General features: G+C 62.9%; 6 protein-coding genes. 5 read left to right on the forward strand and 1 reads right to left on the reverse strand.

Features of this window, described 5'->3' with window-relative positions; all coding sequences use genetic code 11:
• From ACJWXQ_RS03415 to ACJWXQ_RS03435, 5 genes are all read left to right on the forward strand, one after another.
• On the forward strand, positions 1-974 hold a 974-nt coding region (locus ACJWXQ_RS03415), incomplete at its 5' end, for an alpha-D-glucose phosphate-specific phosphoglucomutase (RefSeq protein WP_406672146.1).
• Between the two features lie 167 nt (positions 975-1,141).
• Positions 1,142-2,554, forward strand: a complete 1,413-nt coding sequence (locus ACJWXQ_RS03420) for a cytochrome ubiquinol oxidase subunit I (RefSeq protein WP_406672147.1) — start codon at positions 1,142-1,144, stop codon at positions 2,552-2,554.
• Positions 2,555-2,566: 12 nt separating this feature from the next.
• Entirely contained in the window at positions 2,567-3,568 is a 1,002-nt protein-coding gene (gene cydB, locus ACJWXQ_RS03425; protein ID WP_346049414.1) for a cytochrome d ubiquinol oxidase subunit II, read from the forward strand.
• A 60-nt stretch (positions 3,569-3,628) separates the two neighbouring features.
• Positions 3,629-5,365, forward strand: coding sequence for a thiol reductant ABC exporter subunit CydD (cydD, locus tag ACJWXQ_RS03430; RefSeq protein ID WP_346049412.1), 1,737 nt, complete (start codon positions 3,629-3,631; stop codon positions 5,363-5,365).
• A complete protein-coding gene (locus ACJWXQ_RS03435; RefSeq protein ID WP_346049410.1) occupies positions 5,358-7,040 on the forward strand; it encodes an ATP-binding cassette domain-containing protein in 1,683 nt (560 codons plus the stop codon). Before cydD ends, ACJWXQ_RS03435 begins: the two co-directional genes overlap by 8 nt.
• Here ACJWXQ_RS03435 and ACJWXQ_RS03440 read toward each other — a convergent pair.
• Positions 7,037-7,891: helix-turn-helix transcriptional regulator (locus ACJWXQ_RS03440; RefSeq protein ID WP_406672148.1), on the reverse strand; the 855-nt coding region annotated here is incomplete at its 5' end. The genes ACJWXQ_RS03435 and ACJWXQ_RS03440 overlap by 4 nt on opposite strands.

The raw sequence follows: 7,891 nt of genomic DNA on the forward strand, positions 1-7,891 counted from the left end.
TTACCGGCCCCTACGCCCGGGAGATATTCGTCCATCAATTGGGACTGAGTGAAGATGTTGTCCGCAATGGGCAGCCCAAACCGGATTTCAACGGCAGCCACCCCGACCCCAACCCCCATGACGCGCATGCCTTCCTGGAGGCCTTTCAGGCCCTGCCGGAAGGCGAAATCGGCGCCGCCTCGGATGGCGATGGGGATCGGAATATGATCCTGGGCCGTCAGAATGGCCGAGCGCTGGTAGTGTCGCCTTGTGACAGCCTGGCGGTGATTGCCGCCAACCACCACTGCATACCGGCACTGGCTGACGGGCTCAAGGGTGTGGCCCGCTCCATGCCGACCAGCCGTGCCCTGGACCGGGTCGCCCAGGAACTCGGCATTCCCTGCCACGAAACCCCAACGGGTTGGCGCTTCTTCGCCAGTCTGTTGGACGGCGGTTATATTCGCCTTTGCGGTGAAGAGAGTTTTGGGACCAGCAGCGACCACGTTCGAGAGAAGGATGGACTCTGGGCCGTGCTGGCCTGGCTGCAAATCCTCGCCAGCCGGGACATGACCGTGGCGGAACTGCTGGACGAGCACTGGTCCCGCTTTGGCCGCGACTACTTTGCCCGCCACGACTTCAATCTCAGCATTGAACAGGGCCAGGCTGTGATGGAGCGACTCTCGACCCTGGTCGAAGCCGGCGAATACCGGGACTGTCCGGTGGATCGCTTCGATTATACCGACCCAGTCAGTGGCCACCGGGTGGAGGCTCAAGGATACCGCCTGTTCACCGACAACGGCCGCGCCGTCTTCAGGCTGTCGGGAACCGGCACTCGGGGGGCAACGCTGCGAATTTATCTTGAGCAGCACATGCCTGCCCAGGAAGACTGCCGGCAGGACATGGTCACCGTTCTCGAGCCCATGCGGGCCCTGGCCAGCGAGGCGGCGCAGCTTGAGGCACTGACCGGAAAGCCCCGGGCCGACCAGGTAATCTGATCACCCACAGATGCCCCTCGCATTTATATAAGGATGTGTTAAAGTGAAAGTCCTGGCGGTGATCATCAGCTGCGCTGAACCTTCAGGTCCAACCGCCAGTCAAGGAGTTCATGGGCCACCCCGGAGGGCGTGGTCTGATTGTAGGCGCATTTTCAAGCGAGGCTGCGATGGAACTCGATCCCGTTCTCCTCTCCCGCATCCAGTTCGCCTTCGTGGTGAGCTTCCATGCCATATTCCCGGTATTCACCATTGGCCTGGCGGCCTTCATTGCCTACCTGGAAGCCCTGCTCTATCGCACCCGCAACCCGGTCTATGAGGAACTTGCCCGCTTCTGGACCAAAGTATTTGCGGTCGTCTTTGGCATGGGCGTGGTGTCGGGCATTGTGATGGCCTTCCAGTTCGGTACCAACTGGAGCGCTTTCTCCTATGCCTCGGCCAACTTCCTGGGTCCGGTACTGAGCTACGAAGTGGTCACCGCCTTCTTCCTGGAAGCGGTCTTCCTCGGTGTGCTGCTGTTCGGCCGCAACAAGGTACCACCGGGCACACATCTATTCGCAGCCTGCATGGTGGCGGTTGGCACCTTCATTTCGTCCTTCTGGATTCTGTCCGCCAACAGCTGGATGCAGACCCCTGCCGGCGTCGAGTTGCAGGACGGTATCTTCCAGATGACCTCCTGGGGTGAAGCCATCTTCAATCCCTCCTTCGGCCTGCGCTTCCTGCACTTTGCCCTGGCTGCTTTCCTCACCGCCGGATTTGTCGTCCTGGGCATCTCCGCCTGGTATCTGCGCAAGGGCAAGGCCACCACCAGCAGCCGCAAGGCCTTGTCAATGACGGTGGTGCTGATGGCCGTGCTCGCACCCACCCAGCTGGTGGTGGGTGACCTGCATGGCCTGGATACCTTCGAGCACCAACCGGAAAAAGTGGCCGCCATGGAGGGGATCTGGGAAACCCAGGAAGGTGCGCCGCTGCTGCTGTTCGCCATACCCAGCCAACGCGGCGAGCGCAATTATCTGGAAATCGGCATTCCCAAAGGCGCCAGTCTGATTCTCACTCACGAACTGGATGGCGAGGTACCAGGGCTGAAGGAATGGGCCCCGGAGGACCGCCCCCATGTCCCCACCGTGTTCTGGAGCTTCCGCATCATGGTGGGTCTGGGCCTTTTGATGATCATCGCGGCCCTGGCCGGCCTGGTGCAGTTGCTTCGGGGCAAGCTGTATGACTCGCCCCGCCTGCTCAAGCTGTATACCTGGATGATTCCGGCCCCCTTCGTGGCGGTGCTTGCAGGCTGGTTCGTGACCGAAGTGGGCCGTCAGCCCTGGCTGGTTCACGGCATCATGCGAGTCGAGGAAGGCATCACCCCCTCCCTGACCGGGGGGATGGCCCTCTTCACTCTGATTGGCTTTGTGCTCGTGTATGCGGTGGTCTTCCTGGCCGGTGTCTATTACCTGAGTCGGGTGATGAAGTCTGGCCCGGAATCCTTTACCCGGGAAAGCGAGGAAAGCGGGGTCGCGAAGCGCCCCCTGTCCACCGTCGACACCAGCTTTGAAGATCAACCCTGGGACCTCCCGGGAAAGCGTTAAGAGGATCTAACAATGGAACTGATCGACCTGACCATGATCTGGATCCTGATTCTCGGCTTCGGGGTCCTGATGTACGTCCTCATGGACGGATTCGACCTGGGGGTAGGCATTCTCTTTCCCTTTGCCCCCAGCGACCGGGCACGCGACGACATGATGAACTCGGTGGCACCGGTCTGGGACGGTAATGAAACCTGGCTTCTTCTGGGAGGCGCTGGCCTGCTGGCGGCCTTCCCGCTGGTCTATACCGTGTTCCTGCCGGCCCTCTACATCGGTGTCTTTCTCTTGCTGGCGGGCCTGATCTTCCGCGGCATCGCCTTCGAGTTCCGCTTCAAGGCCAACCGCTCCCGTTACCTCTGGGATCATTCCTTCAATATCGGCTCCACGGTGGCCGCCTTTGCCCAGGGTGCAGTGGTGGGGGCCTATATTCAGGGCTTTGAAACCGAAGGCTTTCAATATGTAGGCGGCCCATTCGACTGGCTCACGCCCTTCACCATCATGACTGGCCTGGGCGTGGTCACGGGCTATGCCCTGCTCGGCGCGACCTGGACCATATTGAAGACCGAGGGTGAAACCCAGGCCTGGGCCTGGCGAATCACGCCCTGGTTGCTGGCAGGCATGCTGGCCTTCTTTGTCGTGGTCAGCGTGTGGACCCCGTTGGCCAACGAACGCGTCTTCAATCGCTGGTTCGATAACGCCCACATACTATGGATCTTCCCGCTGGCCACTCTCCTGGTCTGCTGGTGGCTGTACAGCGCCATTCGCCGACGTCTGGAAGGCACCCCATTCGTGGCCACCATGACGCTTTTCGTGTTGTTCTACATCGGCCTGTTGATCAGCATGTGGCCCTATGCCGTACCCCCGGAACACACCTTCTGGGATGCGGCCTCCGATCCCGGATCGCAGCTGTTCCTGCTCCTGGGCTTCCTGTTCGTGATTCCCTTCGTGCTGGGCTACACGGCCTGGACCTATTGGATATTCCGGGGCAAAGTCAGCAGTGATGCTGGCTACCACTGACAATTTGCTGACCGCCTCTCCCGAAGCAATTGAGGGAAGCCAACACGGGAGCAAGGTCCAGTGACCCCGTCACTCGCGGCCATACGGCATGACAAGGACTCTCGTCGCCAGCGCCGGGAAGATGGGCAATGGCTGGATGGGCAGGCCGCAGCTCGTCCTCGCCTGGGCATTGCCCTGCTGGTAGGCCTGGACGCCGTCTGGCTGGTAAGTTTTTTCCTGCTGCTCGCCCAGATCCTGGACCATATTGCCTTTGCCCGGCCTGAGCTCGAAGACAGCCGCCTGCTGCTGGGCCTGGGCCTGCTCAGCGGCATCGCCCTGCTCCGCCATGCCTTGCGCGTGCACATTGAGCAGATGAGCCTGACGCTGGGATCCGAGACCGTGGATCGTCTGCAAAGGCAGGCCACCCGCAATGCCATGGACCCGGTCTGCAGACGCCGACTGGAAGAGTCCACTGCCAGTCTGGTCAATCGACTCCAGGGCGACATGGACGCCCTGCTCCCCTGGTATCGGGAATACTGGCCCGCGCGCATCCAGGCCGTGGCCCAGCCTTTGATCATTTTGGTGGTGGTATTCAGTCTCGACTGGCTGGCTGGCCTGTTGCTACTGTTCACCGCCCCCTTGATTCCCCTGTTCAGCGCACTGATTGGCCTGGGAACCGCTTCCCTGGCTGAAGAGAGGCGGCAGGAACTGGAACGCCTCGGTGGCCATTTCCTGGACCGCCTGAGAGCGCTATCCACACTGCGACTGATGCGGGCCGGAGCACGGGCAGGGATGGCCGTGGGACAGGCTGCCGAGAACTACCGCCGACGCAGCATGGAGGTATTGAGAGTCGCCTTTCTGTCATCGGCCGTACTGGAATTTTTCAGTGCCGTGGCCATCGCCACGGTAGCCATCTACATAGGACTGGGCCTGCTTGACTTCATCCAATTCGGACCGGCGCCGGACCTGGATTTTCGTGCCGGTCTGGCCATCCTGTTGCTGGCCCCGGAGTACTTCCAGCCGTTGCGACGGCTGGCCGCCGGCTATCATGAACGGGCCGCCGCCCTGACAGCCGCCGCTCGAATCCGCCCCTTGCTCCAGCCATCGACAGGCAGTCACGACGCCAGGCCTGACAGTACTCCGACGATCAACGGCCCCATCCACCTGACAGTGGAACAGCTCAGCCTCTCGGCGGGGCCGGATGCAGAATCAGCCCTGATTCAGGGACTGGACTTTCAGCTGCCCGCTGGCGAATGGCTGGCCATCACTGGTCCCTCGGGCAGCGGTAAATCCACCCTGGCCGCCGCCGTGCTGGGCTGGCAGCAACCCCTGTCGGGCCGGATTCTTCTCGATGGCCAGTCCCTCGATGAAATTCCTCTTGCCGTGCGACGCCAGCGCCTGGCCTGGCTGGGGCAGCAACCTCATCTATTGCCCGCCAGCCTGGCCGCCAATCTCGACCCTGGTGGTGAGCACGGTGTGGCAGAGCACTGGCGGGTACTGCATCGGGTCGGACTCGCCGACCTCCCGGATCTCCTGCCTCGAGGTCTGCAAAGCAAGCTGGGGGAGCGTGGTGCCGGCATTTCCGGTGGCGAAGCCCAGCGCATCGCCCTGGCCCGTGCCCTGCTGGGCCGGCCGGGGCTGCTGATCCTGGATGAGCCCACCGCCAGCCTGGATCCGGACAATGAAGCGCTGATCCTGCAGGCGCTGCGTGAACAGGCTGGAGACTGCAGCATCCTCATGTTCACCCATAGCCGCGCCGCCGCTGAGGCTGCCGATCGCTGCCTGGTGCTTCGGGACGGGAGCTTGCGAGATGACTAACCGCCGGCTCCTGAAGTATTTGCTCCGGGATTTGCCCAAAGGGCAGCGGCGCTGGCTGTTCGGCGGCCTGCTGCTGGCACTCACCACGGCCTTGTCCACGCTGGGCCTGGTTGCCGCGGCTGGCTGGCTGATCACTGCCTGCGCCCTGGCCGGTGCCGCCGGCGGCGCGGTGATGACGGTCGAGATTTTCTTTCCCGGCGCCCTGATCCGTTTCTTCGCGGTCAGCCGGACCGTGTCGCGGTACCTGGAGCGGCTGGTGGTCCATGAAGCGGTTTTCCGGATACTCGGCCGTCTCCGTCAGGCCTTGTTCACCCAGCAAATGCAGCGCCCCTTTGCCAGCCTGTCGGGGCTCCGCGACGGCCCCTTGCTGACCCGCTTGATGGTGGATGTTGAACGACTGGAACATTTTCACGCTGGCCTGCTGCTACCACTGAGCAGTTTCTTCACGGCCGTGCTCCTGCTGGCCCTGACGGCCTGGATCGTGAGTGGTGCCACCGCCGCGATGGTCATCCTGTTGCTCGGCGTTGGCGTGTTGCTGCTCATGATCGCCTTCATGGTTCAGCACGGCCGCCGTGACGCCAGCCTGGCACTGGCTCAGGCTCGAGCCAATACCCGCTTGCATGACCTTCTGGCCGCTCACCGGGAACTTCAGTTCGCGGATCCGTCTGAACAGAATCTGGAGCAGTGGCTCGACCAGGCGAGCAGCCATCGGCAAGAAGAAAAAAACCTGGCCGATGGAGCTGCCCGCAACGACAGCCGAATCCAGCTCCTGTTCAGTCTCGGCCTGGTTGGCCTGACGCTGATCAGTACCCACAGCGCCCACGTGCAACAACAGGCGACTGCCCTGCCCTGGTGGGTCCTGGTCCTGCTCGGCCTGGTTGCTCTCGCTGGACTGGCCACCGGCCTGGTCCCCGCCCTGCGACGCTGGGCCATGGTTAGAGTGGCCGCTCACCGTCTGGCCCCGGCGACCCGTACCAGTCCTTCGATAAACAGCCCAATGGCGGCGCAAGGAGAAAGGCATGGACCGGTTGCCTGGCAGCTCGAGGGCGTCACCCTGGCGCGGGGTCTGAGTGATAGGCCGGTGCTTGATTGGGTAAACCTGCAGCTGCCGGCCGGCGAACGCTGGAGCATTGTCGGCGATAGTGGCGCCGGCAAGTCCCGTCTGGCGGCCCTGCTGGTGGGAGCTCTCTCACCTGATGGGGGCCGGGTACTCATGGATGGGGAGGCGATGAGCCATTGGCCCGAAGCGGCACGCTTCGCCCGCGTGGCACTCCTGGAGCAACGCAGTGTCATCCTGGCTGGCAGCCTCGCAGACAACCTGCGTCTCGGTAACCCTGAGCTGGACCGGGACAGAATGATTCGAGCCCTGCAGGCGACCGGGCTCAGTGAAGCGGGACTCACGCCGGAAACTCGCGTCGGGGAGATGGATCGCACACTGTCCGGCGGTGAAGCACGCCGGGTGGCGCTAATACGCACCGTCTTCTGTGATACGCCGACCCTGATCCTGGACGAGCCCTTTCGAGGATTGGACCGGGGCAGTATCGACAAAGTCAGCGACTGGCTGGTGACGGAAACCCGGGGCCGCGGGTTGATTCTGCTTGACCACCGCCATCATCCGGCCTTGTGCCCCCACGGCCAGCTCCGCCTGAGAAATGGTGGTCTGGAACGGACCTAGCTGTTGGGCTCGAGGTTGTCGTTAAAGGCAAGGGGCGCGGGTTCCGCCTGGCAACGAGCCGGGCCGGTGACAATCCGCGCCACCAACCTTGCCTGACGGCTTTCGCCGGTCTTGCGGAACAGGGATTTCAGCTGGCTTCTGAGGGTATTGGGGGACACCTGGCGCTGGCCGGCGATCTCCTTGAGAGAGTGGCCGGCGGCAAGTTCTTCCATGAGTCGACACTCCGCGGGGGTAAATCCGTAGAGATCCCGCAAGGTCCGCCAACAGAGCTTCACCCGGCAAGCCTCATCGTGAATAAATACCGCCGCAAACACCCGTCGCTCCACCGCCAGCAACTTGTGCTCAGGGTGAACCGGCGTGACCACCAGCAGCAGACGTTGCCCCGCCTGCCCTCCCAGGGCCAGACAGCCGCCCGGGCTGTGCCAGCGCCCCGCTGCCGCACTGGTGGCTTCGGCCAGCAAGCGGCGGAAGGACGCATTCTGCCCGCCGACAGCTTCCAGGCGGCCCTGATGCAAATGCAGCCGATCATCTTCGACGGCAATGCGCTCGGCCTGCCGGGTGGCATGGATCACCCGCCCCTTTTCGTCCAAAAGGAAGAATGGCACAGCGCCACTCTCGCTTGACGCACTCGCCGCACGGTCCACTTGTCGTTGGCGGTTGAAAGCCTGACTGAGCCGGATAATTCTCTGAAGATGGGGCACGAGGGCATTGAAATCCCGGGTCTCGGCCCGGCTGTATGGCCCCTGGCTGCGGGTACGCTGCAAGAGCAGCTGAACACTGTGCGCGTCCCCCTCCCATACGGTGCCCAACATACCGTGGTGGATATCCTGGGGTGCGGCCCAGTCATTGAA

This window comes from Natronospira sp. (assembly GCF_007134575.1).
Classification (GTDB): Bacteria; Pseudomonadota; Gammaproteobacteria; order Natronospirales; family Natronospiraceae; genus Natronospira; species Natronospira elongata.